Below are 23,906 nucleotides of genomic sequence, written 5' to 3'. Positions count from 1 at the left end.
GTACAAAGTTATTAATTAATATCTTTGAAAAATATTAAAAAAGAATTAACTATGAATACCATAAATAAAAATATAGTTAGAAAAATTAGTTCAAAAAAAACTGAAGAAGAAGAATTGAAAGAAATGGCAGCAAAAAGCCCTGAAGAAAGAATTAGAGAAGTTATTGAAATGAAAGAATTTGTTAATGAATTTTTCAAGGAACGTATTGCTTATTTCCAAAAAATTAAAAGAAGTTTTGAGATCGAAAATGACTGAAAATCAATTTTATCTTAACATACTTGAAATTCTTAATATAAAAAAAGTAGAATATATCATTATTGGAGGGTATGCAGTTATATATCATGGATATGAATATAGTACCAAAGATATGGATATATGGTACAACCCAACAAAAGAAAATGCAGAAAAAATATTTGATATTATTAAAGAACTTGGTTATAATACATCAAAATTAAAGATAAAAGATTTGTTAGAAATCAATGTCAATTCAATACCTGTTTGGAATAGAGATGGTTTTGGTAAAGTTGATTTTATGTCCGCTGCTACTATAATGGGTAATCTATCTTTTGATGAAGTTGTTAAAAGAGCTAAAAATTATAAGTATATGCATATAGAAGTAAAAGTTCTTAGTTATGATGACTTAATAAAAGTAAAACAGCTAGCTAATAGAAAAAAAGACCAGATACATATTTTTTATCTTGAAAAAATAAGAAAACATATACAGAATATGAAAAAATAAAATATGATTAATAATTTAAAGAAGAGAAATTTTGTTAAGCTATTGGATTATATCCCTCAAGAGATAAAGTTTCTATTAGACCTTTCTGCTGAATTAAAAAAGGAAAAGCATTCTGGAAACGAGCAGCAGAGATTAAAAGGAAAAAACATCGCCCTTATCTTTGAAAAAAGCTCAACACGTACCAGGTGTGCCTTTGAAGTAGCTGCTTACGATCAGGGAGCACACGTTACTTATCTCGGGCCTACCGGCTCCCAGATTGGTCACAAAGAATCCATGAAAGATACTGCCAGGGTATTAGGCAGAATGTATGATGGTATTGAATACCGCGGCTTTGGCCAGGAAATAGTGGAAGTATTGGCAGAATACGCAGGCGTACCTGTTTGGAATGGCCTGACAGATGAGTTCCATCCTACCCAGGTGCTTGCAGATCTGCTGACTATGAAAGAACATTCACAAAAATCACTTGACCAGATAAAATTTTGTTTTTTGGGTGATGCGAGAAACAATATGGGAAATTCCTTAATGATAGGCGCTGCAAAAATGGGCATGGATTTCAGAGCTGCTGCCCCGCAAAACCTGCAGCCTGATGAAAAATTGGTGGTTCAAGCCCGGGAAATTTCTAAACAAACAGGCGCTAAGATCTTGCTCACTGACGATGTAAAGACAGCGGTCAAAGATTGTGATTTCCTATATACAGACGTTTGGTTGTCATTGGGTGAACCGGCAGAGGCCTGGGCTGAACGGATAAAACTACTGAAACCCTACCAGGTAAATAAACAGGTTTTGGAGATGACAGGCAATCCCGGTGTGAAGTTCCTCCATTGCTTACCCGCATTTCATAATCACGAAACAAAAATCGGAGAAGAGATTTATCAGAAATTTGGCCTGGAAGCCATGGAAGTAACTGATGATGTTTTTGAATCAGATGCTTCAATAGTTTTTGATGAGGCAGAGAACAGGGTGCATACGGCTAAGGCGGTGATGGTGGTGACTTTGGGTACGCTGTAGCACAACATTTATGCCGTGGATTTCCAGAAAAATGAGACTACTCTTAATAAAATCAATGAAAAAGAAAACTAAAAAGAAAGTATCGTCTTTTTGATTATCTCCACACATTCCATCAACTGCTCCTCTGTCATTATCAATGGTGGGGCAAAACGAATGATATCATCGTGGGTTGGCTTGGCAAGCAATCCATTATCTTTCAGGGCAAGGCAAACATCCCATGCCACCTTTCCATTAGTGGGCTTTATAACTATTGCATTGAGCAATCCCTTTCCTCTAACTGTGGTAATCATTGGTGAATCAATTTTACTCAACTCATTTCTCATGATCTTCCCCAAATGATCAGCATTTTCAGCCAGGCGCTCTTCTTCCACAACCTCAAGCGCTGCAATAGCGACTTTGCAGGCAACCGGGTTTCCTCCGAAAGTAGAACCATGCTCATTGGGCTTGATACACAACATAATATCATCATCAGCAAGGACAGCAGATACCGGGTACAGGCCGCCTGAAATAGCTTTACCAAGGATCAGCACATCAGGTTTTATATTTTCATGGTCACATGCCAGGCGTTTACCTGTTCTTGCTATTCCTGTTTGCACCTCATCGGCAATGAACAACACATTTTTCTCTTTGCATAAAGCATGAGTTTTGGAAATGTAACCTTCATCCGGCACAAGTACGCCTGCTTCACCCTGGATCGGCTCTACCAAAAATGCAGTAACGTTGGCATCTTCAAGCTCTTTGGCCAAAGCGTCAACGTTATTGTAAGGAATGGACACAATGCCCGGTGTGAAGGGCCCGAAATCATTCCTGGCGTCAGGGTCGTTGGAAGCAGAGATGATGGTTATCGTTCTTCCGTGAAAGTTATTCTCACAAACGATGATCTTTGCCTTATTTTCAGCAATGCCTTTTTTCTGATACCCCCACTTCCGGGCAAGCTTCAGGGCCGTTTCTACCCCTTCGGCACCGGTATTCATAGGCAATACTTTATCGTAACCGAAATATTCGGTCACATACTTTTCATACTCCCCAAGGCAGTCGTTGTAGAATGCCCGCGAGGTTAAAGTAAGCTTTTGGGCTTGTTCGGTCATTGCCCTTATTATTTTTGGATGACAATGTCCCTGGTTCAGGGCAGAATAAGCCGACAGGAAATCGTAATACCGCTTTCCTTCTGTGTCCCATACAAATACTCCTTCACCTTTGCACAATACTACAGGAAGCGAGCGGTAGTTGTGGGCACCGTAATGTTCTTCTAAGGCGATTGCTTCTGTTGAAACCATTGTTTCTGTTAGGATATTTTCCATAGTTTTATTTTTTACTCAATTAATAATTTATAGCAAAATCACGTAAATTTAAGTTTCAAAACAAATCTATCATAGGCATATCAGGTGATTCAGGACGGGGAACCAACCTGCCTTTTTTACAATCCACATAAAGATCAAGGGCTTCAAGGGGTATTTGTCCTATCAAAGTTTTTGTACCTTCTTTTTCAATTACACATTCAACTTCTGTGGTTCTGTTTAATATCTCAATCATTATTCCGCGGGCGACCCCTTTTTTTGCTTGACGATTATCGGCATAGGTTACCTTAGCTTCACGGTATTTTTTCAAACCAATTTTTTTAGCAATGTCTTCAGGTAATACCAGCAACGTGGCTCCTGTGTCTGCTAACCCTTCTACTACAACTGATCGTATATCTTTTTTATTTTTGATACCAAACTCAACGGCATGGATATCTTTAAGGCTAGTGAGCTTGATTTTTTCTGTAACTTTTCCCATAAGAAAAATGTTTTTAAATATTTATTACAAATTTATCCAGCCACCTCCTCTAATTTCAGTTCATACTTCTCCACAAACTCATCAATAACTTCCTCAAGATTGGGTCTGCCGATCTCCTGCAGATCATAATATACCCTTGTATTCGGCTTATCAATCTTAATGATCCTGCTCAGGTCAATAGGCGTACCGATAATTACTGCCTCAGCATCTGATCTGTTGATGGTTTCCTGGAGATCTTTCAACTGTTCATCTCCGTAACCCATAGCGGGTAAGAGCGTGCCGATATTAGGGTATATTTCGTAAGTTTTTGCCATTTTCCCGACAGCAAAAGGCCTTGGATCAACGAGTTCTTTTGCCCCGAACTTTCTTGCCGCTACAATAGCTGCCCCATACTTCATTTCTCCATGGGTTAAAGTAGGCCCGTCTTCTATTGCCAGCACTCTCTTGCCTTTAATAATTTCAGGTTTATCTACACTGATCGGTGATGCTGCGTCAACTACGATGGCATCAGGATTGACCTTTGCAATGCTATCTCTCACAATTTGAGTATCTTCCATGGAGGCGCTGTCCATCTTATTGATAACCACCACATCAGCATTTCTCAAATTGATTTCACCTGCATAATAGCTTAATTCATGTCCGGCCCTGTGCGGGTCAGTAACAATTACGGTCAGGTCGGGTTTGTAAAATGGAAAATCATTGTTGCCACCATCCCATAAAATAACATCTGCTTCTTTTTCAGCTTCTCTTATAATCGCTTCATAATCTATGCCTGCATAAATGACATTACCCCGAATGACGTGTGGTTCATATTCTTCCATCTCTTCAATGGTGCAATTGTGTTTTTTCAGGTCATCTACCGTTGCAAATCTTTGAACCCCTTGTTTCGTCAGATCACCATAAGGCATAGGGTGCCGGATAGCAACGACTTTAAGCCCTTTTGCCATCAATAATTCTACAAGCCTCCGTGAAGTCTGACTTTTGCCGCACCCGGTTCTGATCGCTCCCACAGCAACCAATGGTTTTGTACTTTTGATCATAGTATCCCTGGTTCCTAATAATACAAAATTAGCGCCTGCTGCATTTACAATAGCGCCCATCCCCATTACATAATTATAAGATACGTCACTGTAAGAGAAGACACAGTCGTCTACATTATGTTTTTTGATCAGTTTGGGTAATTCTTCTTCCAGATAGATCGGTATACCTGAAGGATACTGGTCACCTGCTAATGCTGCAGGGTATTTCCTATCTTCAATATCAGGAATTTGCGCTGCGGTAAAAGCTACTACATTGTAGTCAGGGTTATTCCTGAAATAAGTATTGAAATTATGAAAATCTCTACCTGCTGCACCGATGATGATTACGTTCTTTTTTGCCATAGTTTTATTTTTCAAAATCAAGGATTGATATCCATCTTCCATTTTTCTAATTATCTTTGTGTTTCTTTGTGTCTTGACGAATATTGTGCAAAGATATTAAATTTATACTCCACACAATGGATTTAAACAAAATTCTAATAAAACAAATCGCCACATCATTTAAAAAGTTATTTGATCTTAATTTAAAAGAGGCAGCTATAAGCCTTCAGCCTACCACTAAAGAATTTGAAGGCGACTTCACCTTTGTCACATTTCCGTTTTCTAAAATTACAAAATGTTCACCACAAGATACTGCTAAAAAGATCGGGGAGTATATAAAGCAGCATACTAATGAAGTTGCTGATTTCAACGTTGTAAAAGGGTTTTTAAATATTATCATTAGTGATGAAGCTTGGGTTAATGTATTCAACAAGATTTCTGTCAGGTGGAAACCCCGAGGAATTCGGGGCAGGCACCTGAAACCACACAAGGGTGGGAAAAGGGATGGGGAAGTCCCCCCTTTGGGGAGGACGATGTCCAGTGGACATCGGGCCAGCATAGCGGGAGGCAGGGGGGCTGTTAGGGGGGCTAAAATAATGGTAGAATATTCGTCTCCGAATACCAACAAACCATTGCACCTGGGTCATTTGAGAAATAACTTTTTAGGTTTTTCGGTCTGTGAAATTTTAAAGGCAAATGGTTATGAAGTGATCAAAACAAACCTCATAAACGATAAAGGCATCCACATCTGTAAGTCAATGCTTGCTTACCAGAAATTCGGAAACAGCGAAACGCCGGAATCAACCGGCATTAAAGGAGACCGCCTGGTGGGTGATTATTACGTAAAATTTGAGAAAGCTTACCAGGAACAAATTCTGCAGTTGAAAAGCAAAGGAGTTGGAGACGAAGCTACCCAAAAAGAAGCTCCATTAATGGTAGAAGCACGGGAGATGTTACATAAATGGGAAAAGGGAGATAAAACAGTGAGAAAATTATGGAAAACAATGAATGATTGGGTTTATAAGGGATTTGACGCTACCTATAAGTCAATCGGGGTTGATTTTGACAAACTTTATTACGAATCTGATACGTATTTACTGGGTAAAGAAATTGTGGAGCAGGGATTGAAAGATGGCCTGTTTTTAGTGCAAGATGATGGCTCTGTATGGGTTGACCTAACGGGTGATGGCCTGGATGATAAATTATTGCTCAGGGCTGACGGAACATCTGTTTATATCACGCAAGACCTTGGAACAGCCGACCTGAAGTATAAAGATCATAAAATGCAAAGATCTGTTTATGTGGTAGGCAATGAGCAGGATCATCATTTTGATGTATTAAAGAAAATTTTGAAAAAGCTAAACAAGCCGTATGCTGAAGGTATTTACCACCTCTCTTATGGAATGGTTGACCTGCCTGCGGGCAAAATGAAATCCAGGGAAGGAACCGTAGTAGATGCCGATGACCTTGTAGCGGAAATGATCGCAATTGCAGAAAAACACACAAAAGAATTGGGCAAAATAGAAGGTTTTACAAAAGCAGACGCCAAACAGCTATATCGTGTGCTTGCTCTGGGGGCGTTGAAATTTTTTCTGCTAAAAGTTGATCCCAAAAAGAGAATGCTTTTCAATACAAAAGAATCCATTGATTTCCAGGGATTTACAGGCCCTTTTGTGCAATATACTTATGCACGAATTTCTTCGATATTAAGAAAAGCTAAAGAAAAATTTTCTCGCAAAGACGCAAAGTTGTTTGATTTTTTTTCTTTGCGGCCTTTGTCCCGGGTACTCGGGAAGAAACATTCTTTGCATCAAACAGAGCGTGAAGTTATAATTTTGTTAAGCAGATTTCCTGATAGGATTAAAGAAGCCGGAGAAGCGTATTCTCCTGCCATTATTGCTCAATATGTGTATGACCTGGCAAAAACGTATAACCGTTTTTATGTTGAAGTTCCTGTTTTAAGTGAAAAAAATCACGATACACTTTTTTTTAGAATTATTTTTTCGTATATTGTGGCACAAACTATAAAAAGGGCAATGGCGCTGTTAGGTATTGAGGTACCGGAGAGAATGTAAAATCAGCGTATAAATGATTTTATAACTTATAACTCACAACTCGCTTACATTAATTATGCAAACTGCAATTTTAGAAAACGAAAGTATCCGAAAAATGGTACTTCCAATAACGGTAGAGCAATACCATCACTGGTTAGAAGAAGCTGGGAGTATTGGAGAAAAAACCGAATTGTTAAATGGAATAATTATAGAAATAATGCCAAAGTCACCAGAACACACTTATATCGTAGCTGAATTATACGAATTGTTACGAGCATTAATCCCTGAGGATTTGCTGATCCGTAAGGAAGATCCATTAACTTTTGATAGATCAGAACCTGAACCTGATATTTCAATTGTTGAGGGTAAAATAAAAAAATACAGGTTTTCACATCCTGATAAGGCACTTTTGGTAATCGAAATTGCCGTATCCAGTTTAGATATTGACCGGAAAAAAGCTTCCATATATGCTAAAGCAAACATCCCGGAGTATTGGCTTTTTGATATTAAATTAAAACGTGTAGAAGTTTATTCACAGCCTTTAGAAGGTTCTTATAGAAAAAAGAAAATTTACAATATCACCGATTCTATTCCTTTAAAAATCGGAAAAGAAAAGACGATCAATTTAAAGGAAATTTTTTAGTCTGAGAAGATAATATGTTCACGTGAGTACGTGGGCAATGGGCACTTGAAAACATGAATACAATAATGAAAATCCAAAGTTTCAACATTAAGTCGGCAGTCGGCAGTCCACAGTCCCCAGTCGGCAAAAAACAATTGCCGACTGCTCCCGAGTACTCGGGATGGACTGCCGATTGTGGACTGCCGACTTTTTAATCAACTTACGAAGCTATGTTTTTACTATAATATATTAAACATTCGACTTTATAGACAGACACTAATTATAACCAACTATTTATCATGAAAACCCTTTATTCAATCATCATTCTGTTATCTTCCTGTTTCGGCATGAAAGAGGTAAGATCAAAACCTGAAAAAAATATGCAGCAATCAACAACATCATTCTATGATATTAAGATGAAGGCAATTGATGGAAAAGAAATTGACTTTTCCATGTATAAAGGCAAAAAAGTTTTGCTTGTAAATGTTGCCTCAAAATGCGGCTATACGCCTCAATATACTGAGCTGCAGGAATTACACCAGAAATATGGTGATAAAGTAACCGTGCTTGGATTCCCTGCAAATAATTTTGGCAAACAGGAGCCGGGGACGAATGAAGAAATTGTGCAATTTTGCAAAAAGAATTACGGAGTAACTTTCCAGATGTTTGAAAAGATCTCTGTAATAGGTGATGATCAGCATCCGCTTTATCAATGGATCTCAGACCCTGAACAGAATGGCTGGAATGACCAGCGACCCAGGTGGAATTTTACCAAATATCTCATTAATGAAGATGGGGAGCTTGTCAAATCTTTCGGGTCAGGCGTTAAGCCGATGAGTGAGGAAATATTGAGCGCGATCAATAAGTGAAGAAAATTGTGTTAATATAGAACACATGAACACTTTAAAGTCCTGGATCTCTGCTATAAGATTACGAACCTTAACCCTTGCCTTAGCAAGTATTGGGATGGGCAGCTTTTTAGCTGCCTCTCATCGTGCTTTTGATCTAACGATTTTCATTCTTTGCGCCTTAACTGCTACGTTGTTGCAAATATTATCAAACCTTGCTAATGACTACGGTGACTGGCAGCATGGTGCCGATAACGTTAGCAGGAAAGGGCCTCAAAGAGCAGTTCAGTCGGGCTATATTACTCCCGATACTATGAAGATTGCTATTGTGGTCTTCGCAGTATTAACTTTAATTTCAGGCTCATATCTACTTTTTACAGCATTTATTCCTCATCGCCTTCCATCTGTAAACAGCCTTTTTTTCTTTTTTCTATTGGGAATATTAGCCATTGCAGCAGCTATTAAATACACAGCAGGAAAAAACCCTTACGGCTATGCCGGATTAGGAGATATTTTTGTGATGTTTTTCTTCGGCTGGGTAGGTGTGTTTGGTACCTATTGCCTTCATCAACTACAGAGTTTTACTACTGATGCTGCTTTTATTGCTGAGATCAGCTTTACAGTTATGTTACCAGCCTCCAGTTGTGGTTTTTTTTGCGTAGCAGTATTAAATGTGAATAACATCAGAGACATTGAATCAGATAAGATTGCAGGTAAAAAATCTATTCCTGTGAGAATTGGAGCTTTTAAAGCAAAAATTTATCATTGGTTTTTATTGATATGCGGTATTGGATGCACTTTGATCTACATCATGGTCAATTATAAGAGCGCTTCACAGCTTCTGTTTCTTATCAGCATACCACTCGTATTAATGAACGGCATTGCTGTCTGGAAGAAACAGCCCGTAGAACTGGATCCTTATTTGAAACAAATGGCCATGGCTACGCTGATATTTGTCGTCACTTTTGGTATAGGAGAGTTAATTGCGATATATAGAACATAACTTCATAAAATGATTGTAAATATAGGGCAGGGAATCAAACGATTTGTTAAATAATTTAGTGGGATTTAGTGCTTTTGAGCTTTAGTGGCAAAAGAAAACATTAAAATCCCGATACAATTAATTAAACCAATGACCAAAAACAGTACCGGCAATATTAAAGTTGCTTTCTTCCTCAACCTCTGTTTTACCATTATAGAAATATTCGGAGGGATATGGACAAATAGTATAGCAATCCTGTCAGACGCCTTGCACGACCTGGGGGATAGCTTTTCGCTTGGTCTTGCCTGGTACCTGGAAAGATTTTCTGCTAAAAAAGCAAGCAAAAACTTTACCTTCGGCTACAGGCGTTTTTCTTTACTTGGAGCTTTAATAAATGGCCTGATCCTGGTAGGAGGCTCTTTATATATACTTTCTAAAGCAATACCGAGAATTATTAATCCTGAACCATCTTATGCGGAAGGGATGTTTTTCTTTGCCCTTGGAGGGATCATAGTGAATGGGTTGGCGGTACTGCGCTTAAAAGGTGGAAAAACGCTCAACGAACGGGTTATAACATGGCATTTACTGGAAGATGTATTGGGCTGGGCAGCCATATTGATTGTGAGTATCGTGCTGATGTTTAAAGAAATTTATATCCTTGACCCCATTCTGTCAATCCTTATTACCTTATATGTACTCTACAATGGCTTAAAATATTTGAAAAAAACTTTATTTGTTTTCCTTCAAGGAACTCCGGAACAAATTAATATTAGTGAAATCGAAAATAAAATTATTACAATTGATGATGTGCAATCAGTTCACCATACACAAACCTGGTCGCTTGATGGTGAACAACACGTGCTCACCACCCATGTAGTGATTAAGGAAAATATTTCCCAAAAGGATATAATCATGATAAAAGAAAAAGTGAAATCCCTGGTCTCTCATCTCAATATTCAACATGTTACTTTGGAAGTGGAATATGAAAATGAGAAATGTGAACTAAAATAAATTCCGTGCTGACTTTAGCGCGATATTTATATCGCTGGTCGTTATATTGTTCCACGAAATAAATATCGTGCTACAAAAAAAAATCGTTTTACTTGTAGCGCGATATTTATATCGCTGATCGTTATGTGGTATTAATTTTGCATTTTTTAATTTAATAATTCATGTCATTAGAATTACATTATTCAAGGATAAGTAAATCATCGTATTATGAAAACCAAATATAATAGAAACTTACCACATTTATTTCTTTTATCAGAAACCGATTATTTTATCACTGTGAGAGACGATAATGAGAAAGAAAGGATAATATATTATATTATTGAAAATCCAGTTAATGCCGGATTGGTAGAAAATTGGGATGATTGGAAAGGAACTTATTATAATCCTGATTATCTTTAGTATAATTTGTATAAATATTTCTTTTCAGCACAAAATAAATTTCGTGCTGCCTGTAGCGCGATATTTATATCGCGGGTTATTTGTACTGTAAGTTGTAATTGGCGAACAGCGAAAGGTTTTTAGTCATTTGTCATAGTCTTAGACATCACTACTCACTACCCTCTTCCTGTTCGGGTTCTATCTTTTTATTCAGCAATCTCGCCAAAAAATCATCCAATTGCTTCACATCAAGCTGTTTAGCTATTATTTTTTTATTTTCATCTAAAAGGAATATTTTAGGCGTGCTGCTGATATCATAGTCAGCTCGGAAGTTATTTTGATAACAGGGATCAGCTACATTCAGCCATGTCAAATTATACTTTTCAATAAAAGCAATGCATTTAGTAAGAACAGCTTCAGTACAAACACCGTAAATTTCAACATCATCTCTTTTATATTTTTGATAGACAGCTTCAAGCTTCGGTATGGTTTTTTTACAATGCCCGCAATCCGGGTCCCAGAAACAAAGAATCGTAAACCTGGCTTTTAAAGGCAGAACCGTATAGCTCCGGTTTTCTTTGCAGTCCGCTCCGGATAATAAGCGGATAGTATATTGGCCGGAAAAATCATGCAGAGAATAGACCTGCTTTTCATGAACATCTTTCATTATTAAATTTTTGGCTTTTTTCCCGATCAACAGCGGTTTTAACGTTTTCACCCTCTCGCTTATCCTGAATCGCTGGGTTGAATCTATCCAGTAAACATCGTCAGTCATATAATAATTCTCAGCCATATGCACAAACACTGCATCCATACCCATTATCTTTGATTTTTCATAAGTATTCGTGATCCAGTGGACTACATATTTGAATACTTCTTTGTTTGCTCTTGTTTTTTCCACAACAAAATCAGCCGCTTTATTGATAGAATCAGGTATCTGCGGAGTCATTTTTTGAATGAATTTTATAATCTTATTGTGTATGATCGGAGTTCTCAACAACCTGTCATCAGAAAGGTCAACATTATCAAAAAAATGCGCTCTATAGTATCTATAAGCAAACAACGAATCTTTTCTACCGTTTTTAAGGATCGGTGTCTCCGGAATTTTTATTTCCATTGATGCTTTAAATATTTTAGCGGATAGAGTAGTTGAGTGCTCTTTAATGAATGTTAGCTGGTAATTATTAACTTCTTCGTCAATTTTAGCAATTCGTTCTTTTAACAATGCGGTTGAATCTTCATTATCCTTTATAGCTCTCAGCGCTTTTCTCAGCGGGCCAATTTCCTTTCTTTTATTATTGATATACCTGATGTATCCGTAAAATAATTTATTCTCCTCAGAGCGTTTGACCTTCAAGTTTCCAACGAGATTCAGCGTGTCTGTTTCTATTGAAATATTTTGCTCGGTGACCAAAAATTCAAAATATTTTGTACCCGGAATTATGACTAAGTAGATACCTCCCGGCAATGCTTTATCTCCTTTGAAAATAAATACTCCGTTTGCATCTACCCTGGCAGTATCCTTATAGTATTGTTTGCCTCCGTAATGATTTGCGAGAAAGCAAACAGTGTCTTTAATTCCACTGACCTTGATCCTGATGATATAACCATCTCCTGCAAAAGATTTTACACTGATTATAAAAGCGCAAACAAAAACTATTATTTTAAGAATATAATTCTTCATCCTGCTATATAATTTATTGTATCGCCTGCCCCGATGCAATCGGGGGAATTTAGTTTGTTTTGCCACAATCCCGCCTTTGGGGGGACTAAATCACAAAATCCCACTAAAGAAATTGGCAGTTGGCAGTAGGCAGTAGGCAATATTGCCTACCTATTTGCCTATTGCCTACTGCTTATTGCCTACTGCCAACTGCAAACTGCTTTCGTGGGATTTAGTGCTTTTGTGCTTTAGTGGCAATATTTTTTTGTTATTGGGTAGCAAAATTATGACATTTACATGAAATTACAAAAATGATGAATAAAACAATATTAGCCTTATTCTTAATTGCTTTCTCATTTATACTTAAAGCACAAACTGTAAAAATAGTTTCATTATCCGAATTAAAATCATACTACGAAGTACGCAATGATACCACTTATGTTGTCAATTTCTGGGCTACGTGGTGCCGGCCTTGCCTTGAAGAATTACCTTTGTTTGAGCAGATCAAGAAAAATCATTCTGATGAGAAAGTAAAAGTACTATTAGTTAGCCTTGATTTTCCTAAACAGGTAGGTAAGTTAAAAAAATTCCTAACAAAAAACAAGATCAGGTCAAAAGTGGTTTTATTAGACGAACCAGACGAAAATACCTGGATCCCTCAGATCAACGAAAAATGGACAGGTTCTATTCCTGCCACTTTGATAATCAATAACGCTAAAAATTATACCTTTTTTCATGAAGGTAAGCTCACTTTACAGGAACTGGAAAATGCAATTCCTCAGTAAATCCGAATTGTATAAAATATTGCCATCCCACTTTTTAAAAAGCAAAGTAAACTAAGAAACTCAATCTTTACTTTTAATAAACCCTTTTACAGATTAGGTATATTTGCATCGGAATAGAAATTTGGGGTAAGTTAATATAATTATATACTTTTACAAACTTTTTAGAAAACTTATTTATGAATATATTATTGCTTGGCTACGGTAAAATGGGAAAAGCCATTGAGCAAACAGCGCTGAAAAGAGATCACCGGATAACCTGTAAGATCAACGCAAATAATAGCGCTGAATTGCAGGATATATCATTAGAAAATATTGATGTTGCCATAGAATTCACCAAACCAGGCGCTGCTTACGGCAATATTAAGTTTTGTATAGAAAAAAATATTCCTGTGGTTTCAGGCACTACAGGATGGCTGGACAAAAAGAAAGAAATTGATAAATTATGTAAAGAAAACGATGGATCATTTTTTTATGCCTCAAATTTTAGCATTGGTGTAAATTTGTTGTTTCATTTTAATAAATTAATTGCCCGCATGATGAATAATTATCTGCAATATAATGTCTCATTGGAAGAAACACACCATACTGAAAAATTGGATGCCCCTAGTGGGACAGCAATCAGCCTTGCCAATGATATTATTGGATCAATTGATAGAAAGAAAAAGTGGGTTAATGTAAAAAGTAGTAGTGGCAGTGGCAGTAGTAAATCAGAGGAAGTGGTCATTGTTTCAAAAAGAGAAAATAATGTCCCCGGAACACATATAATAAAGTATGATTCGGACGTTGATAGCATTGAAATAAGTCACAGTGCACATAGCAGGAAAGGGTTTGCTGAGGGGGCTGTATTAGCCGCTGAATGGATGATAGGTAAAAAAGGTGTTTTTGGAATGGAGGATATGTTGGGGCTTGATACTTGATGCTGGTTGCTGGATGTTAGCAATAATTATGAGGAACTCTATACTCATCTATTTCATATTAGGAATCGTGCTCTCTTCTTGTATCGGAGAGAAGGTAAAAGATCATTATCGAATAGTCCGAGCAGAAATTCAAATCGGAAGTTATCGAGAAGGACCTAATTCTGCATGTACTGATTTTTCTGAGACTACCATAACAGATAGCACGGAAACTATTGGAATAATAATACACATGGAAAGAGAATATTATTCTGATGAAAACAGTCCAACCGGTGGAATTATGTATGACCCAGAAGGCTGGAAAGGCTGTAATGAAACAATTACAAAATTTAGTATTTCGGAACAGCCCGAAGGAAAAAGCCTTTATGTCGTTGGAGACACCTCAAAGAATGGATATTTACCTAAAACTTTAAACAGAGTGGGGTGTCAACGTCTCGCAGAGAACTGTGATTGCGCTGCGGGACTAAGTTTTGAGAACATCCAAGATTTCATCACAACTTTTAATTCGCAACAGGAAGTGGAATATGGCAACGTTTTTCTAGGACCTAAGCACGAAAACGAATCACTAATCTTCTTTATAGATAGAAGCCAATTGCAAGACACAGCTAATACAGTTTTTTATTTGTCTATAGAGTTCAGTGATAATAAAGCAATTTCTACTAGTTCGAATGAATTGACAATGAAATAAAAAACTATTGCTAACACTTAGCTAAAATTAATGCCGCACAGAGCCAAACACAAGCCAAAGCACTAATTTTAGCCCGCACGTTATAGTTATCTGTCATGGTTATTGTTGCTGGTTGCTGGATATTAGATGTTGGGTAATGATATTGACTCCCGGATACTTGTAAATAGTAATTAATTTTTTACTAACTTTGTACCAAAATGAAATTATTTCTCGTATTTTACCAATATGCAATTTGAATATGACAATGATAAAAATATTAGCAATCTCAAAAAACATGGAATTAGTCTGGAAGAGGCTGAAAAATTATGGGATCATGAATATGTAATAGTACCTGCCAAAAAAATTAAAGAAGAACAACGATATTTTATCATTTCAAAATATAATAACAAAATTTATACGTGTGTTTTCTTATATAGAGAATCTATTATTAGATTAATAAGCTGCCACCGGGCAGATAAAAAATTACAAAAGTATTACTATGAAAAAGTCAAATAAAAAAAATATTTCTGCTAAAGATCTTGATAAGAAATTTGATAATTGTGAAGATATTAGTGATTATATGGACTTTGATAAAGCTATTGTGGTTAAAAAAATTAACCTTGATATGCCTCAATGGATAATTGATATTCTTGATAAAGAAGCTATGAAATTAAATGTATCAAAAGAAATTATTATTAAAATGTGGCTTTCTGAAAAAATAGAAAAAATTTATCATATTAAACAAAAGGTTTAAAACAAATTAACAAAAATGAAACAAATAAAAAGTAAACTTTTTAAAGACAAAAAATCTACCTTTGTTACAATCTCTGCAATTGTTTTTCTTTTATTCTTCTTTGTATTTTTAACAACCAATGTAGAATTATACCCTGCTTTTGTACTTTATATAATTTCCGAGATAATTATTCTTACCTTAATTATTACATCCAGTAAAAAAACAGATGTAGTCTTTTTAAAAAATGGCAGCATAATTCATGGGAAGATCATTGAAGACAGACCGGCAGCCTTGGTCCCGGGTACCCGGGATGAAGTTAAAATTGAAACATTAGACAGGAAAATAAATGTAATTAAAATGACAGATGTTCAGGGAGTGACCCGAAATAGATCAAGATACGGGGGATGGCCTGAGGCAATTGTTTTTGCTGTAGTTGCTGCAACGCTCATTCGATGGGCATTTTTAGAAGCTTTTACAATTCCTACACCCTCCATGGAAAAATCTCTGCTGGTAGGTGATTTTTTGTTTGTAAGCAAAATGCATTATGGTGCAAGAACACCCAAAACTCCGCTACAAATGCCCTTAACCCATCAAAAGATTTGGGGTACTGACATTCCATCCTATCTTACATGGATCCAGTTACCGCAGTATCGGCTGCCAGGCCTTTCAAAAATCAAAAATAACGATGTGGTGGTTTTTAATTTTCCACCCGTCTTTCTTTCTTCATTAATTCAGGATCCTTGTCCTGAGTGCCCGGTTGACCTTAAAACAAATTATATTAAACGGTGTATAGGCATTGCAGGTGATAAATTAGAAGTAAGGGATGGGCAGGTACTTATTAATGAAGTGCCTACAGAAAATTTACCTGAAATGCAGCATCGGTATCTGGCTGTAACAGATGCTATAATCAAGGACAGGGTCTTTAAAAAATATGACATCACAGAGTTTCAATTAGTCCAGGGTGGTTATGTTATTTGGACAAAAAATAAAACTGTAAAGAAACTAAAATCGGTGCCGTTTATTAAAAATATAATACCATTAAAGAGAACTAAAGAAGAAAAAGAAAATCGTATTTTCCCTTGTTCAGCAAGTTTTATGTGGAAAAGCTGGGATTGCAGATGGAATGAACATCATTTTGGGCCTGTTACTATTCCCCAAAAAGGCACAACTGTAAAGATCACCCCTCATACACTGCCCTTTTATGAATTGTTGATCACACATTACGAAGGGTGGGAAGACGCTGAAGTAAAATATGATACACTTTATATTGATGGAAAAGTAGTGAATGAATATACCTTTCAGCAGGATTATTACTTCATGATGGGCGACAACAGGGACAACTCATTAGATTCAAGGTTCTGGGGATTTGTACCTGCAGATCATGTTGTTGGCAAAGCTTTGTTTATCTGGCTCTCGTTAGACCCTGATGGAAAACTATTTAGCTTTAAAAATAGCAAGATCCGGTGGAACAGGCTTTTTAAGATAATTCGTTAACCATTCACCATTCAATCTCCTTTAATCCTCTCTGCCTCAAATACTCATTCGCTTTACTAAAATGCCTGCATCCAAAAAACCCTCTGTCTGCTGAAAAAGGAGACGGATGCGCAGATTTTAAGACAAAATGTTTAGAGGTATCAATAATGTTTCCCTTATTCTGCGCATAGGCGCCCCACAGCAAAAAAACAACACCTTCTTTATTTTTCGAGATCACTTTGATAACCGTATCAGTAAACTGTTCCCAGCCTTTATTCTGATGCGATCCGGCAGTATGCGCTTTTACTGTTAAGGTGGCATTTAAAAGCAGCACCCCCTGTTTTGCCCATCTTTCAAGATTTCCCGAACCGGGGATCTCTTTCCCCAGGTCTGATTTAATTTCCTGGAAAATATTTATCAATGAAGGTGGAAATCGTAACCCGTCATTGACTGAAAAACATAATCCATTTGCCTGCCCGGCACCATGGTAAGGGTCCTGCCCGATAATGACGACCTTTACCTCATCAAACGGACATTGATCAAAGGCATTAAAGATCAATTTGCCGGGTGGATAAATTCTTTGCCGGCTTATCTCCCCTTTAATAAATTCTACCAAATTCGTGAAATAATCCCGTTCAAACTCATCGTTCAAAACATTTTTCCAGGAAGGAGCGATTTGTACGTTCATAATAATTTTTGGCTCTATTCTAATTATTGGTTGGTAGTAATTATAAAAACAGTTGGCAGTTGGCCTTTTCAAGTCGGCAGTTGGCAATAGGCAGTTGGCAAAAAATTCCCTCGCCAAAGGCGAGGAAAGATTTGCCAACTGCCAACTGCATTTTGCCAACTTATTGAATTTACTGAACCGAAAACCGATAATCTATCAACCAATAATTAGAATAGAGCCTATTTTTTTTTACAAACCTCTTAAATATTTAAAACTATTGTTAAATTTGCAGCATAATTTTTTGAAACCACTAATTAAGAATTTCACTAATTTAGTGTAATTCGTGTAATTAGTGGTTTCGGATTTCGGATTTTGAATTTCGGATTTTGTCTTATATGAATCCATACTATTTTTCTTTTTAAAAAAAAATTATGCCAGAACAAATAGTTAAAGATATCAAAATAAAAGTTAAAACCACCTATCTTCCTGAATATTCCAATCCTGGTCAGGCTCATTTTGTGTTTGAATATGAGATCACTATTGAAAATTTTAGCGATCATACGGTTCAACTGTTAAGAAGGCACTGGTATATCCATGACGCTCATGGTAGATTGAGGGAAGTTGAAGGTGTAGGTGTGGTAGGCGAACAACCTGTATTAGAGCCAGGTGAAACGCATCAGTATATTTCAGGATGTAACCTCAATACAGCCATTGGAAAAATGAGAGGATATTATACAATGGAACGTCTCATGGATGGGGCTGCGTTTAAAGTAATAATACCTGAATTTGTAATGGAAGTGCCATCTCGGCTAAATTAAAGCGCATAGCGCATAGCGCGTAAGTGCATGGCGTTCATCGCTATGCGCCATGCGCTATGCGCTTAAGGCCTTACAAATTTTAATCAATTTTTCCAACAATCCTTCCATATTATCCAACGCCAGCATATTCTCTCCATCAGATTTCGCCTCAGCGGGTCTGGGATGCGTTTCAATAAACAATCCGTCAGCGCCAACAGCAATAGCAGCCTTTGCCAGGGTTTCGATCAATGCCGGCCTGCCACCGGTAACTCCGGAGGATTGATTTGGCTGTTGCAATGAATGTGTAACGTCAAATACCACAGGCACCTTGTTAGACTGCATTTCAGGAATATTTCTGAAATCAACCACCAGGTCAGAATAACCATAAAAATTTCCCCTGTCTGTCAAGATGATCTTATCATTACCCGTGCTTCTTACTTTTTCTACCGCAAATCGCATGGCTGCTCCTGAAAGAAATTGTCCCTTCTTTATATTCACAGGTTTCCCGGTCTTGCCTGCTGCCAACAACAGGTCTGTTTGCCTGCATAAAAAAGCCGGTATTTGCAGCACATCAGCATAATCCGCAGCAATTTTTGCTTCATCTTTATTATGAATATCTGTTAGCGTAGGTATATCAAGCTCATCCCCTGCTCTCTTCAATATTTCAAGTGCGGGTTTATCGCCAATGCCTGTAAATGAATCTAATTTTGTTCTGTTTGCCTTACGATAGGATGCCTTAAAAATGAATGGGAGTTGAAACTTATCAGTAATGACCTTTAGCTTTTCAGCTATCTCAAATACTATTTCCTTCCCTTCAATGGCACAGGGCCCGGCTATAAGAAAAAAATTACCTGAATCAGTATATTTTAGTTTTGGAATGTCTAACATCATAATTAATTGCAAATTTAGATATTGAAACCACTAATTACACGAATTTCACTAATATTTTTTATTATTATCTTTACCAGTTGTATTATCGTATTTCATAAGAAAAGTGGTGGTTTGCCCCGCACATAATTTATGTGCGGGGTAAAGTTTTAATTTTTTACTTTTACGGCATAAAATTAAGGAAGTATCATAACATTTACATTCACCCCGTTAGATATTTTTATACTATCAGGTAAATGTTTATAAATATTGCATTATATGTTACTTGTTTGTTGCTTTTATTGATTATATCTAACGGGGGTCAACTTTTCTTTCTTTTTAATTTAGATTTTTAGGTACAACTTTAAAAAAAACTTTTAAATTTGCATGATAATAAAAAACATTATGTATATTCGCCCCGCACATAAATTTTATGTGCGGGGCAAGCCCTATGATTACATCTAAAACATATTTATCAAATAACAATCCGGAATATACAGATGCCATTTATGGCGTCTCATTCAAAACAATGGAATGTACAGAATTACATCTCAAACATACTTACATTCTTAACTGATGGTACTTAACGATAATCAAAAAAAAGCTGTTTCAGGCATAATGGCCGATTTAGGTAAATTAATTTTTATTAGTTTTGTTATCGGTAAATTTGTCTCAGAAGTAAAAATGCCCAATTGGCTTTTCGTTACAAGTATTATCGCTACATTTATACTTTTGATTTACGCTGTAGTTATTCTAAAAAAAATTAATTAATTATGAAGATATTAGGAATTACATTGGTCGTGATAGTAATCCTTGCTACAATCTTAGTAATATTGATACATATTGGCGATAATAAAAGGAAGGAATCTCAAAAATCAATTGATAATCGATAGTAGCTTTAAGCATAAATAATAATTCCCATTCATTGTTATTTATAAAAATTGATTACATCTAATGATAATTATATTGGTCAAATATACAAATATTAATAAATAAGTATAGAATTAGGCGCATAATAATCTCCAAATATATCATAAATTTGAGCATAAAACTCAACAGATATATAAAAAAATGTTCACTGGAATAAACATTATTGATTAGCGTAGGGTATAAAACCCTACGCTAATGAGATATTTAAACGCCTAATCCTAAATAAGTATTCTAAATTTTTTTTAAAACTAAAATTTTTTAAAAAGTTTGATTTTACTTGACTTTCTAAAATTTATGTATTATATTGCGTCATGTTTTTAAACTAATTTTGATCAAACCATTATCAATCATGTACAAATTAAAAAGACAAACAAGCCGTTTAAAATCGGGCGGGTGGTATGGTAAATACGTTGTTTTACCTTTCCTCTTTACACTTTTTACTTTTGTTCCTTTGCTACGCTCAGGACAGGCTTTTGCACAAGAACAATCAAAAATAATTGACAGCCTTCTTGCAGTTCTCGAAACTGTCAAAGAAGATACGAACAAAGCAATAACATTATATGAACTATGCTGGCATTATAGAACAATAGATCAGGAGATTGCTCTTAAATATTGCGATCAATCTTTGAATTTATCAAAGCAATTAGATTTTCAAAAGGGTATTGCATATAGCCTTACAAAAAGTGGAGTAGTTTATAGAATCCAAAAAGACTATGAAAAAGCAATTGAATACTTACAACAGGGTTTAAAAGTAAGTGAAAAATCTGAAATGTTAGGAGCAGTTGCCTGGAGTTTGAATAATATAGCGGGCTGTTATTATGAACAAGACAACTATGAAAAAGTCTTAGAATATGAAATGAAAACCTTAAAAATAAGAAAAAAATTGGGAGATAAATATGGTATTGCAATGACTATGTATAATATTGGTGAAGCTTATTGCCTTCTAAGCAAACATGGAGAATCTATAGAATATTTTACGAAAAGTTTAGCCATTGCTAAAGAAAAAGGTTGGGGGCGTATAAAAAAAGCCAACTATGAAATCCTTGTAGAAGCATATACTAAACTCAACAATCAGAAAGAAATGGAAAAGTACGAGAAATTACTATCTACTTTTAGCGAAAGTAATTAACATTTTCATGCTTTTCAATTCTTCTTTTATTATTTTTTTTTTTGTTCTTGCACCTATTGCGTGCTTTAGTTTTACCTTTGCATTGTTGAGATATTGATATCCTTTCAGAAGTAGAAGTTTTTATAGGAACAAATGACCAGGACGTAGTTTCTTTTTTTTGCTTTTCAGTAAATTTTCCAACCTGTCGGCAACAAATGATTAAACCATTAAAAAATTAATTGAAATGAAAACACCTGTTTTTAAAAAATCCGTTGCTCCTGTTCTATTTTGTTCGTTGGTTTTATTTGCTCAGCATGTTAAAGGCCAATGGTCGCAACTAACTTCAGGGAGCAATTGTAACCTGGAATCCGTTCATTTTCCTCATCCCGATACGGGTTATGTTGCTTGTCAAAACGATACTGTTTTAAAAACCGATGATCAAGGCGGTAGCTGGGTTCCTAAGGCTCCTCTTCCAGCTTTTTCATCCCCCAGCTCACTGTATTTCACAGACGCTAGCATCGGGTATGTGACCAGCGCTTTTGGATTCAGTATTTATAAAACTATTGATGGAGGAAACAGTTGGTCTGCACAATCTACTACACTATGGGCGATTTATTCAATTTATTTCCCTGCGACAGATACCGGCTTTGCAGTAGGTGGTGAGGATACAGATTTTGACTTTTTCTTAGAACATACAGTCGCAAAAACTACAGACGGAGGAGCCACTTGGAGTTCAACTTCATTAGGTGGCTTTGACGATGTGCTTACCGGGGTATATTTCACAGATGTCAATACCGGATATGCGGTGGGTACACTTGGCGTCATTTTCAAAACGACCAATGGCGGGGTCAGTTGGACTGCACAAACTTCCGGAACTTTTGATTATTTAGAGGGCGTTCATTTTCCCAGTGTCGATACAGGATATGTAGTTGGATGGACTGGAACCATTTTAAAAACTACAGACGGAGGAACCAATTGGAATGCGCAAATTTCCGGAACTACTGAGAATTTGTACTCTGTATATTTTGTCAATGCAAATACAGGCTATGCGGTAGGTGATAATGGCACCATTCTGAAAACTATCAATGGAGGAACCACTTGGATTCCTGAATCTTCAGGAACTACCGAAAACCTCAAATCAGTTTATTTTACTTATCCCGATACAGGCTATGCAGTGGGTTTCAATGGAACAATTCTCAAAACTCCTCCATTTCCTGATGATGTTGGAGTTATCGCCATTGATGCACCGCCAAGCGGTTATCAGTGTGGCTTAAATGCAACTGAAAATGTTACGATCAGGGTCAAAAACTTTGGTATTAATACGCAGGATACTATCCGGGTAGGTTACACTTTTAACGGAGGCCCTATCATTTTTGATACAATTTTGGGTTTACTTAATCCTGGCGATACCGTTACTTTCACCTTCGATACTTTAGCTGATCTATCAATCCCCGGCTCATACATTTTTGATGCATGGACCGCTTTATCAGGGGATGCTAACAATGCCAACGATAGCTTAAAAAATTATCAGGTCATTGCTAATTTACAACAAGTAGATACAATTTGTATCTATGACGTTAATGGCGGAAGCGGAGATACTACTTGTAGTAATTTTACTTTTAATATATGCGGAGACGGTTCAGTAACAGGAGATACGACCTTAAAAACATCTGACCAGTTTATCCTCAATACCGTAAAAATAGATTCAATAATTTTTAATTTATATAGCATAAATGATGTTCCAACACCCGCTGACTTAACCTTTTATCTTAATAGCGATTCAATCGGTGCTTTTACTGACAATAACGATTTTAACCTTTGTATTCCACCTACTTACCCCTTTATAGTTAGTGTCACTGACACTGTTGCATTAAATAATGCATTCATCTGTGATACCAATACACTTGGTGTGCAGCATAACGGACTTGGTATGAGGGTAGCTGGCTATACTGCTGTAATTTACAGTAGCTGCACTTCATGTGGCGGATGCACCAATCCAGACCTGCCGACACTTACAGTTGCCAGCTCAACGATTTGTGATGGCGCCAGTACCACCCTATCTGTTTCTGCGGGCCTTCTTAACGATGCCGCGTCCTGGCAATGGTACTCGGGTAGTTGCGGAGGAACACCCGAAGGAACGGGCACATCTATTCTAATTTCACCAACTGTTACTACAACCTATTACGCCAGGGGAGAAGGAGGATGTGTTACTCCTGGTTCATGCTCAAGTATTGCAATTACGGTCAACCCAACGTATGATATTGTTGATGCACCAGTTTCTATTTGTGATGGTTCCAGTATTATGATCTACGGGATATTCAGAAGTGTTGCGGGAACGTATTTTGACAGCTTAACTACTATTAACGGCTGTGACAGTGTTCATTCCACCGTATTGACCCTTGATCCGACATACAATATTGTTGATGCACCAGTTTCTGTTTGTGATGGTTCCAGTATTATGATTTACGGGATATCAAGGAGTGCAGCAGGAACTTATTATGATAGCCTTCTTACAGGGGCAGG

Annotated in this window: 24 protein-coding genes; 18 read left to right on the top strand and 6 right to left on the bottom strand. The window is 36.6% G+C overall.

The window, feature by feature from the left end:
* The first annotated feature begins 24 nt into the window (after positions 1–24).
* Genes FVQ77_08795 through argF form a run of 3 tightly spaced genes read left to right on the top strand, consistent with a single transcriptional unit; the run spans position 25 to position 1,747 of the window.
* On the top strand, positions 25–255 hold the full coding sequence (locus FVQ77_08795) for a hypothetical protein (GenBank protein ID MBW8050419.1): 231 nt from the start codon (positions 25–27) through the stop codon (positions 253–255).
* Positions 248–739, top strand: a complete 492-nt coding sequence (locus FVQ77_08790) for a hypothetical protein (GenBank protein MBW8050418.1) — start codon at positions 248–250, stop codon at positions 737–739. Before FVQ77_08795 ends, FVQ77_08790 begins: the two co-directional genes overlap by 8 nt.
* A gap of 3 nt (positions 740–742) precedes the next feature.
* Complete coding sequence (gene argF, locus FVQ77_08785; protein MBW8050417.1) at positions 743–1,747, top strand: ornithine carbamoyltransferase; 1,005 nt, start codon at positions 743–745, stop codon at positions 1,745–1,747.
* Positions 1,748–1,815: 68 nt separating this feature from the next.
* Here argF and rocD read toward each other — a convergent pair whose 3' ends face one another.
* The 3 genes from rocD to FVQ77_08770 all read right to left on the bottom strand — a co-directional run bounded on the left by rocD (position 1,816) and on the right by FVQ77_08770 (position 4,905).
* Positions 1,816–3,024: an ornithine--oxo-acid transaminase gene (gene rocD, locus FVQ77_08780; GenBank protein MBW8050416.1), complete on the bottom strand. Its 1,209-nt coding sequence runs from the start codon at positions 3,022–3,024 to the stop codon at positions 1,816–1,818.
* Between the two features lie 79 nt (positions 3,025–3,103).
* Entirely contained in the window at positions 3,104–3,523 is a 420-nt protein-coding gene (locus FVQ77_08775) for a clan AA aspartic protease (protein ID MBW8050415.1), read from the bottom strand.
* A 32-nt stretch (positions 3,524–3,555) separates the two neighbouring features.
* Positions 3,556–4,905 carry a GTPase gene (locus FVQ77_08770; GenBank protein ID MBW8050414.1) on the bottom strand — a complete coding sequence of 450 codons (1,350 nt, stop codon included), beginning with the start codon at positions 4,903–4,905 and terminating at the stop codon, positions 3,556–3,558.
* A gap of 116 nt (positions 4,906–5,021) precedes the next feature.
* Between FVQ77_08770 and FVQ77_08765 the strand changes: the two genes are divergently transcribed.
* From FVQ77_08765 to FVQ77_08740, 6 genes are all read left to right on the top strand, one after another.
* Positions 5,022–6,959 carry an arginine--tRNA ligase gene (locus tag FVQ77_08765; protein MBW8050413.1) on the top strand — a complete coding sequence of 646 codons (1,938 nt, stop codon included), beginning with the start codon at positions 5,022–5,024 and terminating at the stop codon, positions 6,957–6,959.
* A 55-nt stretch (positions 6,960–7,014) separates the two neighbouring features.
* On the top strand, positions 7,015–7,581 hold the full coding sequence (locus tag FVQ77_08760; GenBank protein MBW8050412.1) for a Uma2 family endonuclease: 567 nt from the start codon (positions 7,015–7,017) through the stop codon (positions 7,579–7,581).
* A gap of 278 nt (positions 7,582–7,859) precedes the next feature.
* Positions 7,860–8,429: a glutathione peroxidase gene (locus FVQ77_08755; GenBank protein ID MBW8050411.1), complete on the top strand. Its 570-nt coding sequence runs from the start codon at positions 7,860–7,862 to the stop codon at positions 8,427–8,429.
* A gap of 25 nt (positions 8,430–8,454) precedes the next feature.
* Positions 8,455–9,411 (top strand): 1,4-dihydroxy-2-naphthoate polyprenyltransferase, encoded by a 957-nt coding sequence (locus tag FVQ77_08750; protein ID MBW8050410.1) that lies wholly within the window; start codon positions 8,455–8,457, stop codon positions 9,409–9,411.
* Between the two features lie 129 nt (positions 9,412–9,540).
* Entirely contained in the window at positions 9,541–10,401 is an 861-nt protein-coding gene (locus tag FVQ77_08745) for a cation transporter (protein ID MBW8050409.1), read from the top strand.
* A 207-nt stretch (positions 10,402–10,608) separates the two neighbouring features.
* Positions 10,609–10,800: a hypothetical protein gene (locus FVQ77_08740; GenBank protein ID MBW8050408.1), complete on the top strand. Its 192-nt coding sequence runs from the start codon at positions 10,609–10,611 to the stop codon at positions 10,798–10,800.
* 148 nt (positions 10,801–10,948) lie between these two features.
* Here the strand turns inward: FVQ77_08740 and FVQ77_08735 are convergent, their stop codons facing one another.
* Positions 10,949–12,463, bottom strand: coding sequence for a DUF5106 domain-containing protein (locus FVQ77_08735; protein ID MBW8050407.1), 1,515 nt, complete (start codon positions 12,461–12,463; stop codon positions 10,949–10,951).
* A gap of 293 nt (positions 12,464–12,756) precedes the next feature.
* Between FVQ77_08735 and FVQ77_08730 the strand changes: the two genes are divergently transcribed.
* From FVQ77_08730 to lepB, 6 genes are all read left to right on the top strand, one after another.
* A complete protein-coding gene (locus FVQ77_08730) occupies positions 12,757–13,227 on the top strand; it encodes a TlpA family protein disulfide reductase (protein MBW8050406.1) in 471 nt (156 codons plus the stop codon).
* A 176-nt stretch (positions 13,228–13,403) separates the two neighbouring features.
* The gene (dapB, locus tag FVQ77_08725; protein ID MBW8050405.1) at positions 13,404–14,144 is read left to right on the top strand and encodes a 4-hydroxy-tetrahydrodipicolinate reductase; all 741 of its coding nucleotides are present in this window, start codon (positions 13,404–13,406) and stop codon (positions 14,142–14,144) included.
* Between the two features lie 229 nt (positions 14,145–14,373).
* Positions 14,374–14,829, top strand: a complete 456-nt coding sequence (locus tag FVQ77_08720) for a hypothetical protein (GenBank protein MBW8050404.1) — start codon at positions 14,374–14,376, stop codon at positions 14,827–14,829.
* Between the two features lie 225 nt (positions 14,830–15,054).
* A complete protein-coding gene (locus FVQ77_08715) occupies positions 15,055–15,324 on the top strand; it encodes a BrnT family toxin (protein MBW8050403.1) in 270 nt (89 codons plus the stop codon).
* Positions 15,308–15,562 carry a CopG family transcriptional regulator gene (locus tag FVQ77_08710; GenBank protein MBW8050402.1) on the top strand — a complete coding sequence of 85 codons (255 nt, stop codon included), beginning with the start codon at positions 15,308–15,310 and terminating at the stop codon, positions 15,560–15,562. The genes FVQ77_08715 and FVQ77_08710 overlap by 17 nt, the downstream gene beginning before the upstream one ends.
* 15 nt (positions 15,563–15,577) lie before the next feature.
* Entirely contained in the window at positions 15,578–17,035 is a 1,458-nt protein-coding gene (gene lepB, locus FVQ77_08705) for a signal peptidase I (GenBank protein MBW8050401.1), read from the top strand.
* 4 nt (positions 17,036–17,039) lie between these two features.
* On the opposite strand, the gene FVQ77_08700 is transcribed toward lepB, so the two are convergent.
* Entirely contained in the window at positions 17,040–17,702 is a 663-nt protein-coding gene (locus tag FVQ77_08700) for a uracil-DNA glycosylase (GenBank protein MBW8050400.1), read from the bottom strand.
* 410 nt (positions 17,703–18,112) lie between these two features.
* Between FVQ77_08700 and apaG the strand changes: the two genes are divergently transcribed.
* Entirely contained in the window at positions 18,113–18,499 is a 387-nt protein-coding gene (apaG, locus tag FVQ77_08695) for a Co2+/Mg2+ efflux protein ApaG (protein ID MBW8050399.1), read from the top strand.
* Between the two features lie 54 nt (positions 18,500–18,553).
* Here apaG and kdsA read toward each other — a convergent pair whose 3' ends face one another.
* Positions 18,554–19,369, bottom strand: coding sequence for a 3-deoxy-8-phosphooctulonate synthase (gene kdsA / locus FVQ77_08690; protein ID MBW8050398.1), 816 nt, complete (start codon positions 19,367–19,369; stop codon positions 18,554–18,556).
* Positions 19,370–20,624: 1,255 nt separating this feature from the next.
* Between kdsA and FVQ77_08685 the strand changes: the two genes are divergently transcribed.
* Positions 20,625–21,404: a tetratricopeptide repeat protein gene (locus FVQ77_08685; GenBank protein ID MBW8050397.1), complete on the top strand. Its 780-nt coding sequence runs from the start codon at positions 20,625–20,627 to the stop codon at positions 21,402–21,404.
* A 223-nt stretch (positions 21,405–21,627) separates the two neighbouring features.
* Positions 21,628–23,906, top strand: a 2,279-nt coding sequence (locus FVQ77_08680) for a hypothetical protein (protein ID MBW8050396.1), incomplete at its 3' end; no start/stop codon positions are given.

The organism is Cytophagales bacterium (assembly GCA_019456305.1).
Taxonomy (GTDB): Bacteria; Bacteroidota; Bacteroidia; order Cytophagales; family VRUD01; genus VRUD01.
This window is presented reverse-complemented; position numbering and strand designations above follow the sequence as displayed.

What these genes read in the sequence shown, in the direction of transcription:
- FVQ77_08790 (MBW8050418.1), top strand. Translation starts at nt 248, where the DNA reads ATGACTGAAAATCAATTTTATCTTAACATACTTGAAATTCTTAATATA.
- argF (MBW8050417.1), top strand. Translation starts at nt 743, where the DNA reads ATGATTAATAATTTAAAGAAGAGAAATTTTGTTAAGCTATTGGATTAT.
- rocD (MBW8050416.1), bottom strand. Translation starts at nt 3,024, where the DNA reads ATGGTTTCAACAGAAGCAATCGCCTTAGAAGAACATTACGGTGCCCAC.
- FVQ77_08775 (MBW8050415.1), bottom strand. Translation starts at nt 3,523, where the DNA reads ATGGGAAAAGTTACAGAAAAAATCAAGCTCACTAGCCTTAAAGATATC.
- FVQ77_08770 (MBW8050414.1), bottom strand. Translation starts at nt 4,905, where the DNA reads ATGGCAAAAAAGAACGTAATCATCATCGGTGCAGCAGGTAGAGATTTT.
- FVQ77_08765 (MBW8050413.1), top strand. Translation starts at nt 5,022, where the DNA reads ATGGATTTAAACAAAATTCTAATAAAACAAATCGCCACATCATTTAAA.
- FVQ77_08760 (MBW8050412.1), top strand. Translation starts at nt 7,015, where the DNA reads ATGCAAACTGCAATTTTAGAAAACGAAAGTATCCGAAAAATGGTACTT.
- FVQ77_08755 (MBW8050411.1), top strand. Translation starts at nt 7,860, where the DNA reads ATGAAAACCCTTTATTCAATCATCATTCTGTTATCTTCCTGTTTCGGC.
- FVQ77_08750 (MBW8050410.1), top strand. Translation starts at nt 8,455, where the DNA reads ATGAACACTTTAAAGTCCTGGATCTCTGCTATAAGATTACGAACCTTA.
- FVQ77_08745 (MBW8050409.1), top strand. Translation starts at nt 9,541, where the DNA reads ATGACCAAAAACAGTACCGGCAATATTAAAGTTGCTTTCTTCCTCAAC.
- FVQ77_08740 (MBW8050408.1), top strand. Translation starts at nt 10,609, where the DNA reads ATGAAAACCAAATATAATAGAAACTTACCACATTTATTTCTTTTATCA.
- FVQ77_08735 (MBW8050407.1), bottom strand. Translation starts at nt 12,463, where the DNA reads ATGAAGAATTATATTCTTAAAATAATAGTTTTTGTTTGCGCTTTTATA.
- FVQ77_08730 (MBW8050406.1), top strand. Translation starts at nt 12,757, where the DNA reads ATGAATAAAACAATATTAGCCTTATTCTTAATTGCTTTCTCATTTATA.
- dapB (MBW8050405.1), top strand. Translation starts at nt 13,404, where the DNA reads ATGAATATATTATTGCTTGGCTACGGTAAAATGGGAAAAGCCATTGAG.
- FVQ77_08720 (MBW8050404.1), top strand. Translation starts at nt 14,374, where the DNA reads ATGGAAAGAGAATATTATTCTGATGAAAACAGTCCAACCGGTGGAATT.
- FVQ77_08715 (MBW8050403.1), top strand. Translation starts at nt 15,055, where the DNA reads ATGCAATTTGAATATGACAATGATAAAAATATTAGCAATCTCAAAAAA.
- FVQ77_08710 (MBW8050402.1), top strand. Translation starts at nt 15,308, where the DNA reads ATGAAAAAGTCAAATAAAAAAAATATTTCTGCTAAAGATCTTGATAAG.
- lepB (MBW8050401.1), top strand. Translation starts at nt 15,578, where the DNA reads ATGAAACAAATAAAAAGTAAACTTTTTAAAGACAAAAAATCTACCTTT.
- FVQ77_08700 (MBW8050400.1), bottom strand. Translation starts at nt 17,702, where the DNA reads ATGAACGTACAAATCGCTCCTTCCTGGAAAAATGTTTTGAACGATGAG.
- apaG (MBW8050399.1), top strand. Translation starts at nt 18,113, where the DNA reads ATGCCAGAACAAATAGTTAAAGATATCAAAATAAAAGTTAAAACCACC.
- kdsA (MBW8050398.1), bottom strand. Translation starts at nt 19,369, where the DNA reads ATGATGTTAGACATTCCAAAACTAAAATATACTGATTCAGGTAATTTT.
- FVQ77_08685 (MBW8050397.1), top strand. Translation starts at nt 20,625, where the DNA reads ATGTACAAATTAAAAAGACAAACAAGCCGTTTAAAATCGGGCGGGTGG.